This window comes from Agromyces tropicus (assembly GCF_039531345.1).
GTDB lineage: Bacteria > Actinomycetota > Actinomycetes > Actinomycetales > Microbacteriaceae > Agromyces > Agromyces tropicus.
The window spans coordinates 34,307-50,513 of sequence record NZ_BAAAPW010000003.1; the positions used below are offsets into that span (position 1 = coordinate 34,307).

At 71.3% G+C, this 16,207-nt stretch carries 16 protein-coding genes and 1 tRNA gene; 10 read left to right on the plus strand and 7 right to left on the minus strand.

Annotated features, from left to right (window positions below):
- The first annotated feature begins 33 nt into the window (after window positions 1-33).
- The 3 genes from ABD230_RS11195 to ABD230_RS11205 all read left to right on the plus strand — a co-directional run bounded on the left by ABD230_RS11195 (window position 34) and on the right by ABD230_RS11205 (window position 934).
- Window positions 34-171 carry a hypothetical protein gene (locus tag ABD230_RS11195; protein ID WP_344373439.1) on the plus strand — a complete coding sequence of 46 codons (138 nt, stop codon included), beginning with the start codon at window positions 34-36 and terminating at the stop codon, window positions 169-171.
- Between the two features lie 169 nt (window positions 172-340).
- On the plus strand, window positions 341-622 hold the full coding sequence (locus ABD230_RS11200) for a type II toxin-antitoxin system RelE/ParE family toxin (protein ID WP_344373443.1): 282 nt from the start codon (window positions 341-343) through the stop codon (window positions 620-622).
- 12 nt (window positions 623-634) lie between these two features.
- Window positions 635-934, plus strand: a complete 300-nt coding sequence (locus ABD230_RS11205) for a HigA family addiction module antitoxin (RefSeq protein ID WP_344373445.1) — start codon at window positions 635-637, stop codon at window positions 932-934.
- 48 nt (window positions 935-982) lie between these two features.
- On the opposite strand, the gene ABD230_RS11210 is transcribed toward ABD230_RS11205, so the two are convergent.
- The 6 genes from ABD230_RS11210 to ABD230_RS11235 all read right to left on the minus strand — a co-directional run bounded on the left by ABD230_RS11210 (window position 983) and on the right by ABD230_RS11235 (window position 8,834).
- The gene (locus ABD230_RS11210) at window positions 983-1,471 is read right to left on the minus strand and encodes a YajQ family cyclic di-GMP-binding protein (protein WP_344373446.1); all 489 of its coding nucleotides are present in this window, start codon (window positions 1,469-1,471) and stop codon (window positions 983-985) included.
- 120 nt (window positions 1,472-1,591) lie between these two features.
- The gene (locus tag ABD230_RS11215) at window positions 1,592-3,358 is read right to left on the minus strand and encodes a glycoside hydrolase family 13 protein (RefSeq protein ID WP_344373448.1); all 1,767 of its coding nucleotides are present in this window, start codon (window positions 3,356-3,358) and stop codon (window positions 1,592-1,594) included.
- 97 nt (window positions 3,359-3,455) lie between these two features.
- Window positions 3,456-4,391, minus strand: coding sequence for a carbohydrate ABC transporter permease (locus ABD230_RS11220; protein ID WP_344373450.1), 936 nt, complete (start codon window positions 4,389-4,391; stop codon window positions 3,456-3,458).
- On the minus strand, window positions 4,391-5,329 hold the full coding sequence (locus ABD230_RS11225) for a carbohydrate ABC transporter permease (protein WP_344373454.1): 939 nt from the start codon (window positions 5,327-5,329) through the stop codon (window positions 4,391-4,393). Before ABD230_RS11225 ends, ABD230_RS11220 begins: the two co-directional genes overlap by 1 nt.
- Window positions 5,330-5,332: 3 nt before the next feature.
- Window positions 5,333-6,658, minus strand: a complete 1,326-nt coding sequence (locus ABD230_RS11230; protein ID WP_344373457.1) for an ABC transporter substrate-binding protein — start codon at window positions 6,656-6,658, stop codon at window positions 5,333-5,335.
- A 49-nt stretch (window positions 6,659-6,707) separates the two neighbouring features.
- On the minus strand, window positions 6,708-8,834 hold the full coding sequence (locus tag ABD230_RS11235; protein WP_344373459.1) for an alpha-galactosidase: 2,127 nt from the start codon (window positions 8,832-8,834) through the stop codon (window positions 6,708-6,710).
- 127 nt (window positions 8,835-8,961) lie between these two features.
- On the opposite strand from ABD230_RS11235, the gene ABD230_RS11240 reads away from it, so the two are divergent.
- From ABD230_RS11240 to ABD230_RS11250, 3 genes are all read left to right on the plus strand, one after another.
- Window positions 8,962-10,122: an ROK family protein gene (locus ABD230_RS11240; RefSeq protein WP_344373461.1), complete on the plus strand. Its 1,161-nt coding sequence runs from the start codon at window positions 8,962-8,964 to the stop codon at window positions 10,120-10,122.
- Between the two features lie 90 nt (window positions 10,123-10,212).
- Complete coding sequence (locus ABD230_RS11245; protein WP_344373463.1) at window positions 10,213-10,941, plus strand: TSUP family transporter; 729 nt, start codon at window positions 10,213-10,215, stop codon at window positions 10,939-10,941.
- Window positions 10,942-11,163: 222 nt separating this feature from the next.
- A complete protein-coding gene (locus ABD230_RS11250; RefSeq protein WP_344373465.1) occupies window positions 11,164-12,150 on the plus strand; it encodes a type IV toxin-antitoxin system AbiEi family antitoxin domain-containing protein in 987 nt (328 codons plus the stop codon).
- Window positions 12,151-12,422: 272 nt separating this feature from the next.
- Here the strand turns inward: ABD230_RS11250 and ABD230_RS11255 are convergent, their stop codons facing one another.
- Window positions 12,423-13,442, minus strand: a complete 1,020-nt coding sequence (locus tag ABD230_RS11255) for a LacI family DNA-binding transcriptional regulator (RefSeq protein ID WP_344373467.1) — start codon at window positions 13,440-13,442, stop codon at window positions 12,423-12,425.
- Window positions 13,443-13,616: 174 nt separating this feature from the next.
- Here ABD230_RS11255 and ABD230_RS11260 point away from each other — a divergent pair, with 174 nt between their 5' ends.
- From ABD230_RS11260 to ABD230_RS11275, 4 genes are all read left to right on the plus strand, one after another.
- Window positions 13,617-13,781: a hypothetical protein gene (locus ABD230_RS11260; protein WP_344373469.1), complete on the plus strand. Its 165-nt coding sequence runs from the start codon at window positions 13,617-13,619 to the stop codon at window positions 13,779-13,781.
- An 11-nt stretch (window positions 13,782-13,792) separates the two neighbouring features.
- On the plus strand, window positions 13,793-14,458 hold the full coding sequence (locus ABD230_RS11265) for a PH domain-containing protein (RefSeq protein ID WP_344373472.1): 666 nt from the start codon (window positions 13,793-13,795) through the stop codon (window positions 14,456-14,458).
- Window positions 14,459-14,556: 98 nt separating this feature from the next.
- Window positions 14,557-14,641, plus strand: a tRNA-Tyr gene (locus tag ABD230_RS11270).
- Window positions 14,642-14,708: 67 nt separating this feature from the next.
- A complete protein-coding gene (locus ABD230_RS11275; protein ID WP_344373474.1) occupies window positions 14,709-15,524 on the plus strand; it encodes an inositol monophosphatase family protein in 816 nt (271 codons plus the stop codon).
- Window positions 15,525-16,207 lie beyond the last annotated feature (683 nt).

The window sequence follows — 16,207 nt, forward strand, 5'->3', positions numbered from 1 at the left end:
GTCGCTTGCGAACCTGTCATTGCCGAGCCCGAGATGACGCAGATTCCGCAGTTGGTCTACGTGATCACGATCCCGGCGATGATCACCGGGATGGTGTTCGTGTTCCTGTACGGGACGGATCGGTTGAGGGGTGCGACGACGGCGCCGGTTCCGGGCCGGACCGAGGGGTGACCTCCGATCGCGCTGAAGCGTGGCATGCGAGGAGTCGTCAATTCGGAGGCGCTCCAGTCGTCGACTCGAAGATCGGGGCTCGTCAGGTTGACGAAGCACGCCATCGCAGCGCTCGCGGTCCGAGTAATAACGTTTGGCGATATTAGCGCGGCGCGTTACTATCGGAGGTGTGGTCCGTTCGTTCGCAGATGACGCGACCCGGAAGGTGTTCGACCGCGAGCGAGTGGCGAGGTTCGGCCACGATCTGCAGCGGATGGCACATCGGAAACTGCTCCTGATCGAGGCAGCCGATGAGCTGAACGACCTTCGCGTGCCACCGGGGAATCGCCTCGAAGCGCTCCGGGGCGATCGAGCCGGACAGCAGAGCATACGAGTGAACGACCAATACCGGATCTGCTTCCGTTGGACCTCGACGGGAGCCGAAGACGTCGAGATCGTCGACTACCACTGAGGAGGTGATGTGATGACGACCGCACACGAGCCCATCCACCCAGGAGAGATCCTGCTCGAGGAGTTCCTCGAGCCGCTCGGGATCAGCCAATACCGTCTCGCGCTCACCGTCGGAGTTCCGCCGCGGCGGATCAACGAGATCGTCCACGGCAAGCGGGCCATCACGCCCGATACCGCGCTGAGGCTCTCTCGCGCGCTCGGGACGAGCGAACGGTTCTGGCTCAACCTCCAGAATCGGTACGACCTCGACGTCGAGCGAACTGCGCATCAAAGCGAACTGGACGCGATCACGCCACTCGTCGGCAGCGCGTGAAGACGCCGTAACGCGGCATCCGCTCGCTCGCGAACCGACCCGCCCGGGTCAGCGGAAGTTGACGAACTGGAGGTCGACGTCGAGGTCGGCGGCCTTGAGCAGGCGGATGGTCTCCTGCAGGTCGTCGCGGCTCTTCGACGAGACACGGAGCTCGTCGCCCTGGATCTGCGACTTCACCGACTTCGGCGCCTCGTCGCGGATCATCTTGCCGATCTTCTTCGCGTTCTCCTGCGAGATGCCGTCCTTCAGGGCGATCTCGATGCGGAACTCCTTGCCCGACGCGTAGGGCTCACCCGAGTCGAGCGACTTCAGCGAGATGCCGCGCTTGATGAACTTCGACTGCACCACGTCGAGCACCGCCTTCACGCGCTCCTCCGAGGTCGCCTTCAGCAGGATCTTCTCGCCCGACCACTCGACCGACGCGCCGACGCCCTTGAAGTCGTACCGCTGGTCGACCTCCTTGCGGGCCTGGTTGACGGCGTTCTCCGCCTCCATCTTGTCGACCTTGCTCACGATGTCGAACGTCGAATCAGCCATGCGCGCCAGTCTACCGAGGGGGTGTTCGAGTGCGATTTCCTCGTTCGAGTGCGGGATGAGGTCGCGCTCGAACGAAGAGATCGCACTCGAACGGGGCACGCGGCGGGGTCGGGCGCGCCGTCAGCGGAGCCAGAGGGTGGTCTCGCCGGGCACGACGGACCGAGCGTCCGCATCGCCCGCGGCGGGCGCGTCCGCGGCGCGCGAGCCACTCGCGAGCACCACCTCGAGGTCGGCGAGCCCGGCGGGCAGCGCGAACGGCGTCGTGCCGAAGTTCGTCACCACGGTCCATCCGGTCGGGCGCTGGAAGGCGAGCACGTCGGTGGCGGCGCGCCCCGAGTCGGCGCCCCCGCCCGAGCCGTCGCCGTCCAGCGTGATCCACGCGAGCTTCTCGGCGCCCTGCAGCTCGTGCCGCAGCGCGAGCGCGCGCCGGTACATCGAGAGCGTCGACGACGGGTCCGCCTCCTGTGCAGACACCGCGTACGACGCGAACCAGGTCGGCTGCGGCAGGTGCGAGGCATCCGAGCCGACGGGCCCGAAGCCGAACGACGACGCGTCCGCGTCCCAGGGCAGCGGCACGCGGCATCCGTCGCGCCCGACCTCGACGCCAGCATTGCGGAAGAAGGTCGGGTCCTGGCGCGCCGAGTCGGGGATCTCGGCGACCTCGGGCAGCCCGAGTTCCTCGCCCTGGTACAGGTAGGCGCTGCCCGGCAGGCCGAGCAGGAACAGCGTCGCCGCCCGCGCTCGCCGCAGCCCCCGTTCCACGTCGACCGCGGGCGTGACCCCGCCCGAGAGCAGCCACGCCTTGCCGAGGTCGTACTCGAACGTGTCGTCGTCGGGCAGGCCGTAGCGGGTCGCGTGCCGGATCACGTCGTGGTTCGAGAACACCCACGTGTTCGACGAGCCCGTCTCGGCCGCGAAGGCCATGTTGCGGTCGACGATCTCGTGGAACTCGCCGGCGTCGAAGTTCGCGCGCAGCAGGTCGAAGTTGAAGGCCTGGCCGAGGCTCGTCGGCGCCGCGTACCGGTGGCGGCGGGTCGGCGCGACCCACGCCTCCGCCACCGCGATGCGCGGCGGGTCGTACTCGTCGAACACGGCGCGCCACTCGGCATAGATCTCGTCGAGCTCCTCGCGGTCCCAGAGCGGGTGCGAGCCGTCGGTCGCGAGCTTCGTCGCCTCGAGCTCGGCGTGCGAGCGCAGCGGGTACGTGAGGTCCTTCGCGAGCGCGTGCGCGACGTCCACGCGGAAGCCGTCGACCCCGCGGTCCGACCAGAAGCGGAGCGTGCGCAGGAAGTCGTCGCGCACCTCGCGGTTCGCCCAATTCAGGTCGGGCTGCTCGGGCGCGAACAGGTGCAGGTAGAACTGCCCGTCGCGCACGGGCTCCCACGCCGAGCCGCCGAAGATCGACTGCCAGTCGCTCGGCGGCTCCGTGCCGTCCGGGCCCTCGCCGTCGCGGAAGAGGTAGCGCTCACGGGCCGCCGACCCGCGCGGCGACGCGAGCGCCTCCCGGAACCACTCGTGCCGGTTCGACGAGTGGTTCGGCACGATGTCGGCGATGAGGCGGATGCCGGCGGCGTGCAGCGCCGCGATCATCTCGTCGAAGTCGGCGAGCGTGCCGAGCTTCGGGTCGACGTCGCGGTAGTCGTCGACGTCGTATCCGCCGTCGGCGAGCGCCGACGGATAGAACGGCGACAGCCACACGGCGTCGACGCCGAGCTCGACGAGGTACGGCACGCGCGACGTGATCCCCTTCAGGTCGCCGATGCCGTCGCCGTTCGCATCCGCGAAGCTGCGCGGGTAGATCTGGTACACGGCCGCCTGACGCCACCAGTCGGGATCGGCGGCGAGCACGGTCGCGTCGGCGAGGGTCGACGGGCGGGCGTCGGTCATGCGTGGGGTTCCTCTCGAACGGGTGGTCGTCGGGTCGAGCGGGGCTGCCGCGGGACGGGGTCTGCACGCAGCGCCCGCCCCGCGGCATCCGCGCACATTACTTGATCGAGCCTCGGGTCACGCCGGAGATCACCCAGCGCTGGCTGAAGACGTACACGATGAGCAGGGGCGCCATCGCCATGAGGTACGACGCGAACGCCGTCGTGTAGTCGGTGTTGAACTGGCCCTGGAAGACGTACTGCGCGAGCGGCAGCGTGCGGGCCGCGGGGTCGGTGAGCACCACGAGCGGCATGATGAAGTCGTTCCACGCCCACACGCAGGTGAGGATGCCGACCGTCGCGTTCATGGGTGCGAGCAGCGGGAAGATCACCTGCCAGAACACACGCCAGGTCGACGCGCCGTCCACGCGGGCCGCCTCCTCGAGCTCGATCGGGATCGAGCGGATGTAGGCCGTGTAGATGAACACGTTCAGCGACAGCCCGTAGATCGTGTAGAGCACGATCATGCCGCCCTGGTTGTCGAGCCCGAGGATCGCGGTCTGCTTCACGAGCGGCAGCATGATGATCGGGAACGGGATGAACAGCGCCGCGAGCAGGTAGAAGAACACGCCCTTGAAGAACGGCCGGTGGATGTTGCGGGCCAGCGCGTACGCGACGATCGAGCTCGTCAGCAGCGTGAACACGACCGAGCCGACCGTGATGAGTGCGGTGTTCGTGAGCGCCTGCGGGAAGTTCGTGCGCTCCCACGCCTCGGCGAAGTTGCCCCAGTTCACCGGGTTCGGCCACTCGAAGCCGGTGCCCGACACCAGCTGGTCGGGGGTCTTCAGGGCGACGACGACCGCGAGGTAGAGCGGGATGATCACGGTCAGCGAGCAGACCGCGATGAGGGCGGTCGCCCACCAGTTGATCCGGCGGGTGTCGTCGGACTCGCGGCCGCGGCCGCGTCGGGGGCGTCGGCGGCCGCCGACGGCGTCGGTGGTGCCGGTGGGGACGGCCTCCTCGGCCTGGGCGAGGGTGGTGGTTGCGGTCGTCATCAGAAATCGGCCTCTCTGCGCTGAAGGACCCGGAACTGGAAGAGGGAGACGATCGTGATGACGATGAAGAAGATCACCGCGTTCGCCGTCTGGTAGGCGAACTCGCCGCCCGAGAAGCCGCCCCGGAAGATGAGGAGCGTCACCGACTCGGTCGAGGTGCCCGGGCCGCCGTTCGTGAGCGAGACGATCGGGTCGAACACCTGGAGGAAGCCCTTGAGGCTCAGCACGACGTTGATCGTGAAGAACGCCCCGATGAGCGGGAAGGTGATCGAGCGGAACTGGCGCCACGCGCCCGCGCCGTCGAGTGAGGCGGCCTCGTAGAGCTCGCCCGGGATCGTCTGCAGCCCCGAGAGGTAGATGATGATCGCGAAGGCGCAGGCCTGCCAGACGGCGAGCACGACGATCGCGGTCCACGCCCAGTCGGGACTCGTGAGGATGTTGTCGCGGAACAGCGGGATGCCCGACAGGATCTTCGGCAGCGAGTTCGAGAAGAAGAACTGGAACACGTAGCCGATGACCAGGATCGCGAGCACGTAGGGCACGAAGTAGACGCCGCGGAAGAAGTTCCGCCCGACGATCTTCGCGTTCAGCCCGAGCGCGATCGCGAGCGAGATCACGTTGGTGAGGATCGTCGCGACGATCGCGAACAGGAACGAGAAGCCGTAGGCCGCGAGCACGCGATCGTCGCGGAACAGGTTCGCGTAGTTCGACAGCCCCACGAAGTTCCACGCGCCGTAGCCGGCGTAGTTCGTGAAGCTGAAGAAGATGCCGATCAGCACGGGGAGCGTGTGGAAGGCGGCGAACGCGATCACGGCCGGCCAGACCATCCAGTAGAAGGCCGGCAGGGCGCGGCGGGTCTCGACGCGGGTGCGCGCGGCTCGCTTCCGCTTGGAGCCGCCCGTCGAGGACGTGCGGACCGCCTGGGTCAGCGTGGACATGTCTCACTCTCCCGTCACTGGGATCGTGCGAGCGGCGACCTTCGCCCACTCGCGGTCGAGGGTGGCGAGCGCGGACTGCGGGTCGCCGGTGAAGAGGGCCTCCTGCACCGTGGCATCGAGCGGGATGCCGGGCGGGACCTGGTGGTCGATGAAGCCGGTGATGCGGCCCTGCTCGAACCACGGCGCCACGGACTGGATCGCGGCGGAGTCACTGAGCTCGGCGCCCTCGACGGAGGGGACCATGTTCTGCGACGCCGCGAACGCCTCGATGACGTCGGGCCGGAACAGGTAGTCGATGAAGCGCTGGGCCTCCTCCTGGTGCGGTCCCTCCTTGCCCATGGTGACGACGACGTCGACGCCCGAGACGAGCAGGCGGTCGGCCGGGTCGTCGGTGCCCGGGTAGGGGAAGATGCCCAGGTTCACGTCGGGGTCGATGCCCTGGATCGGGTTCACCGCCCAGATGCCCTGCATGAGCATCGCCGCCTCGCCGTTCGCGAAGGCGGCGTTCCCGTCGTCGTAGGTGCGCCCGCGGTAGCCCTCCTGCGCGTACGAGTAGAGCTCGGCCTGCTGCTCCATGGCGGTCGGGAAGTCCTTCTCGAACGAGACCGGCGAGTCGGGCCCGACATCCTCGCCCTCGGCGCGCATCTCGTCGAAGAAGTCGCCCTGCGCGGGGTACGCGCCGAGCGCGTTCCACGACGGCAGCACGGTCCACGAGTCGGCGAGCGTGCCGTAGAACGGCGTGATGCCGGCATCCTGCAGCTCGTCGCACACCGCGATCAGCTCGTCGAAGGTCTCGGGCACCTCGAGGCCCTGCTCCTCGAAGATGTCGCGGTTGTAGATGATGCCGTTGGCGTTGTTGACGTAGCCGAGGCCGTTGACCTCGTCGTCGTACGTGCCGAGGTCGGCGAGGATCTGCTGCACGGCCGGGTTGATCGTGTCGAGAAGCGGGTCGCCCGTGAAGTCGTGGAACACGCCCGCCTGCGCGAGTCGGCCGAAGTTGCCGTTGGCGTTGAGGGTGATGACGTCGGGCGTGCGGTCCTTCACGAGGAGGGTCCGGATCAGCGTGTCGGCGTCGGCGACCTGGTTCTGCACGACGTCGATGTCGGGATTCTCGGCCTCGAAGTCGGCGATGATCTGCTCGAAGTCCTCGAGGGCCTCGCCCTTGAACTGGAAGAAGTCGAGCTTCACGCGGTCGTCGCCGGTGCCGCTCGCGCAGCCGGCGAGGCCGAGGCCGACGACGGCGACGGCGACGGATGCCGCGGCGAGCGCCGTCCGCCGTCGATGCCGTCGCCGCCCATGCGGCGTCCGGCGGGAGGTGTGGTCGGTCATCGTGCGCCTCCTTGCGCGATCGGTGGTCGTGGTGGTCGTGGGTCGGTGGTCAGGCTGCGGTGAGCTCGAGGAGCACGAGCTGGGCGGGGACGAGCACGGGGGCCTGCAGTCCGACGGTGCCGAGTTGGCGACCGGTGAGGACGACGGGCGCCTCGGCCCAGGGCAGCGGGGACTGGCCGGGGCCGTCCGAGACGCTGCCCGCGATGATCCGCACGGCGTAGCGGCGGTCGGGGTCGAGGCCGGGCAGGGTGAACCTGCCGGGCGGGAGGGTCACGCCGGTGGTCACCTGCGTGAACGTGAAGAGGGCGGATGCCGCGTCGCGGGCGATCACGCCGCGGACGTCGGTGGTCGCATCGGCCGTGTCGCCGTGGACGACCACGCCGGAGTGGATGAGGTCTCGATGCCGGCGGTGCAGCTCGACCCACCGCCGGACCGCGTCGAGGCCGTCGTCGTCGAGGTCGGTGAGGTCCCACTCGATGCCGAGGTGCCCGAAGAGCGCGACGCCGGCGCTGAGGTCGAGGCTCACCGTGCGGCCGGTCGAGTGCACGCGGGGGCTGGTCAGGTGCGCGCCGAGCATCTCGGGCGGGACGATGAGGCCGGTGTAGCGCTGGATGCCCAGCCGCTCGATCGGGTCGAGCGTGTCCGACGTCCAGATCCGCTGCGTGTGCTCGAGGATGCCGAGGTCGACGCGCGCGCCGCCGGAGGCGCACGACTCGATCTCGAGCCCGGGGTGACGGCGCTGCAGCTCGTCGAGCAGTCGGTACAGTGCGAGCACGCCGTCGTGGACCCGCGGTCGCCCGCTGTCGGCGGCGCCGGCCTCGAGCAGGTCGCGGTTGTGGTCCCACTTGAGGTAGGCGATGTCGTACTCCTCGAGCAGGGCGTCGAGCCGGTCGAGCACGTACTGCCACGCGTCGGGGTCGGCCAGGTCGAGCACGTGCTGCTGCCGCGCCGGGACGGGCAGCTCGTCGCGGCCGCGGAGGATCCAGTCGGGGTGTTCGCGGGCGAGGTCGCTGTCGAGGTTCACCATCTCCGGCTCGACCCAGAGGCCGAACTCCATGCCGAGTCCGCGGACACGGTCGATGAGCGGGCCGAGTCCTTCGGGCCAGACGTCGGGGTCGACCGTCCAGTCGCCGAGGCCGGCGGTGTCGTCGCGACGGCCGAGGAACCAGCCGTCGTCGAGCACGAACCGTTCGACGCCCACGCGAGCCGCGCGCTCTGCGAGGGCGGACAGGGTCTCGAGGTCGTGGTCGAAGTACACGGCCTCCCAGGTGTTCATCGTGATCGGGCGGGGGCGCTGCGGATGCCGCGGACGGGCGCGGAGCTCGTCGTGGAAGCGCCGCGACAGCTCGTTCAGGCCCTCGCCCCACGACCCGATCACCCAGGGCGTGCGATAGGACTCGCCCTCGCCGAGTTCGATCTCCCCGGGTGCCGGCAGTTCGCCGCCGCTGAGGAACGCATCGGCGGCGGGCGTCCGCTCGGCCAGCAGCCGGTGGTTCCCGCTCCACGCGACGTGGACCGCGTGCACGAGGCCGCGCTCGAAGCCGAAGCCGGTGCGACCGGCCGCGAGCAGCAGGCTGGCGTCGGCGCCGGGCCGCCCGCGGCGGCTCTCGCGGAGGTGGGTGCCGATCGTGAAGGCGTGCCGCTGCGGCGAGCGCTCGCGCAGGTGGCGGCCCGTCGTGTCGAGCAGTTCGTCGAGGCCGGGCGGCAGCGGGAACGTGGGGGCGAGCGCCTCGAGCGCGTAGGGGGAGGCGGATCGGTTCTCCAGCGTGATGCGCTGGCGGAACAGGCCGGAGGCCGTGACCTCGAGCTCGAACGTCGCGGCGAGGCCGGCCGCGGCATCCGTCGCGTGGACGACCGCCCTCGCCCCGTCGACCTCGACGGCGGCCGTCGTCAGCTTCGTGGAGAAGTCGCGACCGCGGCGGTGTCCGACCAGGCCCGGCGTGCCGAGCCAGCCCGACGACTCCTGGGGGAGGAGCGTCGGGATCGCGGGGCGGTCGAGTCCGCCGGACACCCGCTGGGGAAGTGCGGCGATGCCCATCGCCGCCAGCTGCTCGTCGGCGAGGTCGCCGAGGTCGGGGCCCCACGCCACGATCGCCGGGAGCGACGCCGGGCGGGCGTCGAGCACGACGCTGGTGCCTCCGTTGCGGAGGTGGACGAGTGCGGTGCTGCGTTGCATGCATTCTTTCTACGCCAAAAAATATTGGACTGTCAAGACCCAAGTGTCGATCGGATTCGCCGCGATTCGCGCGCTGGGGGCGCGTGATTCATGCCAGAATGGAACGAATCCGGCGGAGGGAGCATCGATGGCGAGCGTCGACGCGGAGATGAGCGGCACCGCGCGGGACCTCGCGCGCCAGGTCCTCATCCACGGGCCGATCTCGCGTTCGGATCTCGGCCGCCGCCTCGGCCTGTCGCCGGCGAGCCTCACCCGACTCAGCAAGCCGTTCCTCGAGCGCGGACTGTTCATCGAGACCGCCGAGACCGCCCCGGCGGGTGCCGGCCGGCCGGCCAAGCCCCTCGACGTCCGCGTCGACGCCCGCCGGTTCGTCGGGGTCAAGCTGAGCGGCGACGCCGCCTTCGCGGTGCTGACCGACCTCCGCGCGACCGCCGTCGCCTCGGCCGCGCGGCCGCTGCCCGACCACGACGTCGATGCCGTGGTCGAGGTCGTCGCCGCACTCGTCGACGAACTCCGGTCGGGCGACTCGCTGGCTGCCGCCGGCGGCCTCGCAGGCGTCGGGGTGAGCATCGGCGGCAACGTCGCCGACCAGCGGGTCGTCACCCGCGCCCCGTTCCTCGGCTGGCGCGACGTCCCGCTCGCCGACGTCCTCGAGTCGAGGCTCGGCGTCCCCGTCGACGTCGAGAACGACGTGACCGCCCTGACGACGGCCGAGCAGTGGTTCGGTCCCGCGCGCGGCACCGACGCGTTCGCCGTCGTCACGGTCGGCGCCGGCGTCGGATACGGACTCGTCATGCACGACCGCGTCGTGACGACGCCCGACACCGGGCTCGGGCTCGGCGGCCACCTCCCGCTCGATCCGAGCGGACCGCTCTGCCTCGACGGGCATCGCGGCTGTGCCACCGCGATGCTCGCGATCCCCAGTATCAGCGCGCAACTCGGCATCGCACTCGGCCGCGAGGTGCCGTACGAGGAGGTGCTCGAGCTGTCGGCCGCGGGGCACCCGGTCGCCCGCTCGATCACGGATGCCGCGGGGCGGGCGCTCGGCCGCATGCTCGCATACATCGCGAACCTGACCATGGTCGACACCGTCGTGCTCTCCGGCGAGGGGATCGGCCTCTGGCCGGTCGCCCGGGCGTCGGCCCTCGCGGCGCTCGCCGCCGACCGCGACCCCGAGGCCGGCACCGTCACCATCCACGTCGACGACACCGGGTTCGGCTCGTGGGCGCGGGGCGCCGCCGCGGTCGCCATCCAGGGCGCGCTCGCGCGTCTGCGACTGCCCGCCTGAGGCCCACGACCGGGCGTCGACCGGCTCCCCGATCACCTACCCTTGATCCGTGATCCCGAACGCCGATCGCCTTCCGCGCGCCCCAGCGGCGTGAGCGACCCGTTCGGGGCGGCCGCGTTCGCGGTCGCCGTGATGACCGCCGCCGTCGCGCAGTCGGCCACCGGGTTCGGCTTCGCGCTCATCGCCGCGCCCGCCCTGCTGCTCGTCGCGCCGGGCCGGAGCCCGTTCGCGCTGCTCGCCGCGAGCCTCGTCGTGCTCGTCACGACGCTCTGGGACAACCGCGCGGGGTTCCGGTGGCACGTCGTGCTGCCGATCGTCGTGGCATCCGTGCCGGGCGCCGTCGCCGGCACGCTCGTGCTGCTCGTGGCAGACGGCACCGTGCTCCGCGCCTCCATCGGCGTCGTCGTCGTCGTCGCGAGCGCGGTCAGCCTGCTGGGCCTGCGGGTGCCGCAGAACCGCGCGGCGATCCTCACCGCCGGCGCCCTGGCGGGCGGCCTGAACTCGCTCGCGTCGATCCCGGGTCCGCCGCTCGCCGTCGCCTACCGGCCGGAGCGGGCGGATGAGCTCCGTGCCAACGCCGCGGGCGCCTTCCTCGGGATGACCCCGATCTCGCTCGTCACGACCGCGATCGCCGTGCCGCCCGACCTCGTCGACCTGCAGCTCGCCGGCATGATGGCGGCATTCGCGGCGATCGGGCTGCTCGTGGGCCGCACGTGGGTGCGCCGGCTGCCGATCCGCGTCGTGTCGCGTGCGGCGATCGGCCTGAGCGGGGCCGCGGGCGTCACGCTCCTGCTGTCCGCCGCGGGCGCGCTCGGCTGAGGGCGGGCGCAGCGCTCCGGCAGCACCGCTCCCGCCCGTCCGCTCGCGCCCGCCGCGTTCAAGTGCGATTTCTGCGGTGGAGTGCGCATTGAGCACGCACTCCACCGCAGAAATCGTGCCGGATTGCGGGGTACGGTCCTTCACAAGCGCGCGGTGGCGCTCGCTGCCCACCGTCTTCGGATGCACCGCGAGCGCGGTGGCGCCGCCATCCACCATCGAGGCATGGCACCCGGGCTTCCGACCGCGCGGCACGGATTCGTGCTCGCGCGCGATGCCCGCGCCGCCGGGCGCGAGGCCGAGCTCTACGCGGCGGTTCGGGCGGGCTCACTCGAACGCGTGCGGGTCGGGGTGTACCGCCATCCGTCGCCGGACGAGCAGATGCTCCCGCGTCCACGCCTCGCCGCGATCAGGTACCTGGCCCAGGTCCGGGCGGCGGGGATGTCGCTGCAGGCGCCCGTGTTCACGTCGTACTCGGCGATCGCGCTCGCCGGGCTCCCGATCGTGGGTCAATGGCCGTCCCACGTCTTCACCATGTCCGCCGATACGAGCGGCAGCCGGCGCGGCGACGTCCGCGCCGTCGCGCGGACTGCGGACGTGCCGACCATCGCCACCGGGGGATACGCGACGACGACGATCGAGTTCAGCCTCATCCAGCTCGCGCGGCATGCGACGATCGCGGCGGCGCTGGTGGCGACGGATGCCGCCCTGCTCCTCTCACGCGGACGTGATCCGCGGCCACCACTCACGACCGTCGACGCGTTGCGCGCCGAACACGAGCGACTGCTCCCATACCACGGCAGTCGGCGAGTCGAGGCGGTGATCACGCGCGCGACGAGTCGCGCGGACGGCCCGCTCGAGACGATGAGCCGGATCGTGATCGAGGAGTTCGGATTCCCCGCCCCCGTCCTCCAGCAGCGGATGGACCTGGACGAACTGGGGCGCACCGCCTACCTCGACTTCTTCTGGCCCGAGCACGGGGTCGCCGCCGAGGCGGACGGACGCGGGAAGTACCTGGGCGACGGGGCCGACGCGACCGTCGAAGCCGTGCTCGACGAGAAGGCACGGGAGGATGCGATCAGGGCGAGGGTCGATGGGTTCGCCCGGTGGGACTGGTCGGAGATGTGGCGACGCGAGCCGGTGCGGGCACGTCTGGCGCGAGCCGGCCTGCCCGTGGTTCGACGCCCCGTCCGTCTGATCATCACCCGATGATGCCTCGCTCGTCGGGCGTCGCCCGCCGCCCGCCCGTCGCCCGTTCAAGTGCGGTTTCTGCGGTGGAGTGCGGAAACAAGTGGAACTCGAACGAAGAATTCGCACTCCAGCCGAGTGGCGCGCCGGGGCGGACGGGCGGCGGCGCGGCGGACGGGCGGAGGGCGGCGGCGCGGAGCGCGGGCGGAGGGGCGGCGGCGCGGAGCGCGGGCGGAGGGGCGCGGAGCGCGGGCGGAGGGGCGCGGCGGCGGGGTGGGGGGCGGGAGCCCGGGCGCTCAGCGCTCCGGCGGCACCGCCGTGGAGGAGCGCACGCGCAACTCGAACGGCAACGGGGTCGCGGCCGGCGGCGCGGCGTCCGGTCCGGGCTCGAGCTGCTCCATCAGGATCTCGACCGCCTTCTCGCCCTGGCCGCGGGGGAACTGGGCGACCGTCGAGAGCCCGAAGAACTCGGAGAGGTCGTAGTCGTCGATGCCGACGATCGAGACGTCGCGCGGCACGACCATGCCGAGGTCGCGGGCGGCGAGGATCGAGCCGATCGCCATCTCGTCCGACGCGGCGAAGATCGCGGTGGGGCGATCGTGCGGTACCCCGAGCAGCTGCTTCGCGGCGTGGTAGCCGCCGGCGATCGTGAAGTCGGCTGGCGCGAACAGGCGCGGGTCGGGCTCCACGCCGACGTCGCGGAGCGCGGCCTCGTAGCCCAGCCGGCGATTCGTCGGCAGGTGGAAGTCGAGGTCGAACTCGAGGTCGCCGCCGATGTGCGCGATGCGGCGATGCCCGAGGGCGATGAGGTGCTCGGTGGCGAGGCGGGCGACGGCGACGTCGTCGATCGTGAGCGTGCGCACTCCCGGGATCGGGCCGCCGACGCCGACCAGGGGCTTGCCGAGGTCGTGCAGGCGCTGCACCTCGTGTTCGGTGAGCTCGAGCGACACCGCGACGACCGCGTCGACGCGCTGGCGGAGCAGGAAGTGCTCGAACACGCTCGAGCGCTCGCGCCCGTCGCCGGCGAGGTTGTAGAGCGTGAGGTCGTACCCGTGCCGGAGCAGCGCCTGCTGCGCCCCCTCCAGCACCGACGAGAAGAACCATCGGTTGAGGAACGGGATCACGACGCCGATGTTGCGGGTGCGGCCGGAGGCGAGGCTCGACGCGTTCGACGACACGACGTAGCCGAGCCGCGTCGCGGCATCCTCGACCTTCGCCTTGGAGGCGGGGGAGACGTGGCCGCGTCCGCTGAGCGCGCGGGACACCGTCGCGGTGGACACCCCCGCGAGCTTGGCCACCTCTTCGATGCCGACCATGGATCCCTCGTCTGACGCCGTCCGCGGACGAGCGGAGCGGGCGTGCCGATCCTATCGCCGCGCGGAGTGGCGCATTGTCCGGCCCCCGGGCGTACGGTAGAAAAGAGCGGGTCCGGGGCGGGCCTTCTGGGGGGCCTGGCTTGCCCACACCCGTCGATTGAAGGGACGTCCGCCGTGAAGTGGGTCAAGCGCATCGCGTTAGCGCTCGTCATCGGGTTCGCCCTGTTCTACACGATCACGCGTCCCGAGGATGCCGCCGCCGCCGTCCAGGGCGCCTTCGCCGCCGTCTGGGGCGCCGCCGAGGCCGTCGGTCGGTTCTTCACCTCGCTCGCGTCCTGACCGGAGCCGCCGTGCCGCCTCCCGCCCGCAGCATCTTCGATCCCCGCGTCGAGCGATTCCTGATCGCCGACGAGGGCGAGGTCGTCGTGGACGAGGTCGCCAAGCACTGGGCGGCGATCGTGAAGCCGGTGCTCCTGCTCGTGGCATCCGTGCCGCTGCTCATGCTCTCGTTCGTCGTGCCCCCGCAGGCGTGGTGGCTGCCCGCCGTGCTCGCCATCGGCCTCGCGGTCTGGTCGATGTGGCGCATCCTGCAGGCCCAGATGGACCGGTTCGTGATCACGAACATGCGCGTGTTCCGCGTGCACGGCATCCTGTCGCAGCACATCGCGACCATGCCGCTCTCGCGCATCCTCGACATCTCGCTGCACCGCCCCGTGCTCGGCCGCATCTTCAACTACGGCCACTTCGTCTTCGAGTCGGCTGCGCAGATCCAGGGCCTCAGCGAGATCCGCTACGTCGGCTCGCCGAACGAGCGCGACCTGACCATCCAGCGCGTGATCGCGCGCGCCGGCCTCCGCGGGCCGGTGAACCGGCAGACGGGGGCGCCGATGGGCGGCCCGATGCCTCCGGCGACGGCGGGCGCGGGCACGCGGCCGAGCCCGCAGGTCGCGCCGGCGAGCGAGGAGCGGCCGGAGGCGCCCGGGCCCAACGACACGATGCCGATCCCTCGCCTCTGAACGCCGCGCTCGTCGCGCCGGCCCCGATTTCGTGCAGGGGCACGTCATGGGTATCCTTGTGTGGCCCCCGGTCATGTGCAGAACGTGGTCGGGCGTTCGGCGAGTTACCCAAGCGGCCAAAGGGATCTGACTGTAAATCAGCTGTCTACGACTTCGGGGGTTCGAATCCCTCACTCGCCACCACGCTGAAGCCCCGGTTCGCCGGGGCTTCGTCCGTTTCCGGCGCCGCCCGCGGCAGTAGCGTGGGGGCATGACCCACGACGCCGCGGCCTCGGCCGACCTGCTCGCGCTCGCCCGTCGGATCGCGCTCGTCGCAGGCGAGCACGCGGTGGAGGAGCGCCGACGCGGCATCAGCGTCGCCGCGACGAAGTCGACGCCGACCGACATCGTCACCGCGGTCGACCGCGACACCGAGGAGCGGATCCGCTCCATGATCCTCGACGCCCGACCGGACGACGGGATCTTCGGCGAGGAGGAGGACACGCACGTCGGGTCGAGCGGCCTGAACTGGGTCGTCGACCCGATCGACGGCACCGTGAACCTGCTCTACGACATCCCGGCATGGTCGGTGAGCATCGCCGTGGTCGACGGGCCGCCGGACCCCGCGCACTGGAACGCGCTCGCCGGCGTCGTCGTGAACCCCGTCTCGGGCGAGGTCTTCGAGGCGAGCCTCGGCGGGGGAGCGCGGCTCGGCGACCGGGAGCTCCATGTCAACGAGGACGTCCCGCTGAATCGCGCCCTCGTGGCGACCGGCTTCGGCTACGCCGTGGAGCGCCGTCGGAGCCAGGCCGAGGTGCTCGTGCACGTGCTCCCGCGCATCCGCGACATCCGCCGCATCGGCTCGGCCGCGCTCGACCTCGGGGCGCTCGCCGCCGGTCGCCTCGACGCGTACTACGAGATCGGCCTGAACCCGTGGGATCACGCGGCCGGCGGACTCATCGTGCGCGAGGCGGGCGGGCGGATCGGCGGACTCCGCGGCGAGGCCGAGAGCGATCGGATGCTCGTCGCGGCCGCGCCGGCGCTGTTCGACGAGCTCACGGCGCTCCTGGAGGAGACGGTCGTGTGAGGCGGTCGAGGCGATCGTGGTGAGCATCCGTCCGGGATGCCGGACCAACCGGTTCCATCCGTCCGGACGGCATGGCGATCCCGAGCGAGAGCGGTTACGCTTTATCGATCCGTGACCTCGGCCCCCTGCTGGAGGTCACGTCCCCTGTCAGCCCCCGGATCAGCGAAAGTCCCCCACCGTGCCCGAGTCCCCTCTCGTGCCCGACCACTCAGCGCCAGGCACGTACGACCGCTTGCGGTCCGAGCGCCCCCTGTCGCGCCGCGAACTCCGGGACCGTTCGCACTCCTCTCCGGCCGAGCCGGTCGACCGTCGGGTCGACGACTCGGCCGCCGGCGTCTCCGGGGGCCGTTCCTTCGAGCACCTGCTTCCGTCGCGACCTGCGCCGCAGGCCGACGCGTCTCGTCAAGCGGATGCCTCGGGGCCGCTGCGTCCGCGCGATCGCCGTGAGCCGGCGGCGGATGCCGGTCCGGCGCACGCCTCGACGGGCGCGACGCGATCTGCGGCGATTCCGGCGGCGCCGCCTTCGGCCGCACCGTCGCCTGCCGCACCGTCGCCTGCCGCACCGTCTCCGAGTGCTCCGACGGAGTCGCGCCGTCAGCGACGCGAGCAGCGTCCCACGGCCGAGTCCGCTCCGCCGGCGCCCACCCCTGCCGCCGCGCCCCGCTCCGGCCGGCGCGCCGCAC

Coding starts and splice junctions, on each gene's coding strand:
- ABD230_RS11195 (WP_344373439.1), top strand. CDS start 34: ATGACGCAGATTCCGCAGTTGGTCTACGTGATCACGATCCCGGCGATG.
- ABD230_RS11205 (WP_344373445.1), top strand. CDS start 635: ATGACGACCGCACACGAGCCCATCCACCCAGGAGAGATCCTGCTCGAG.
- ABD230_RS11210 (WP_344373446.1), bottom strand. CDS start 1,471: ATGGCTGATTCGACGTTCGACATCGTGAGCAAGGTCGACAAGATGGAG.
- ABD230_RS11215 (WP_344373448.1), bottom strand. CDS start 3,358: ATGACCGACGCCCGCCCGTCGACCCTCGCCGACGCGACCGTGCTCGCC.
- ABD230_RS11220 (WP_344373450.1), bottom strand. CDS start 4,391: ATGACGACCGCAACCACCACCCTCGCCCAGGCCGAGGAGGCCGTCCCC.
- ABD230_RS11225 (WP_344373454.1), bottom strand. CDS start 5,329: ATGTCCACGCTGACCCAGGCGGTCCGCACGTCCTCGACGGGCGGCTCC.
- ABD230_RS11230 (WP_344373457.1), bottom strand. CDS start 6,658: ATGACCGACCACACCTCCCGCCGGACGCCGCATGGGCGGCGACGGCAT.
- ABD230_RS11235 (WP_344373459.1), bottom strand. CDS start 8,834: ATGCAACGCAGCACCGCACTCGTCCACCTCCGCAACGGAGGCACCAGC.
- ABD230_RS11240 (WP_344373461.1), top strand. CDS start 8,962: ATGGCGAGCGTCGACGCGGAGATGAGCGGCACCGCGCGGGACCTCGCG.
- ABD230_RS11250 (WP_344373465.1), top strand. CDS start 11,164: ATGGCACCCGGGCTTCCGACCGCGCGGCACGGATTCGTGCTCGCGCGC.
- ABD230_RS11255 (WP_344373467.1), bottom strand. CDS start 13,442: ATGGTCGGCATCGAAGAGGTGGCCAAGCTCGCGGGGGTGTCCACCGCG.
- ABD230_RS11275 (WP_344373474.1), top strand. CDS start 14,709: ATGACCCACGACGCCGCGGCCTCGGCCGACCTGCTCGCGCTCGCCCGT.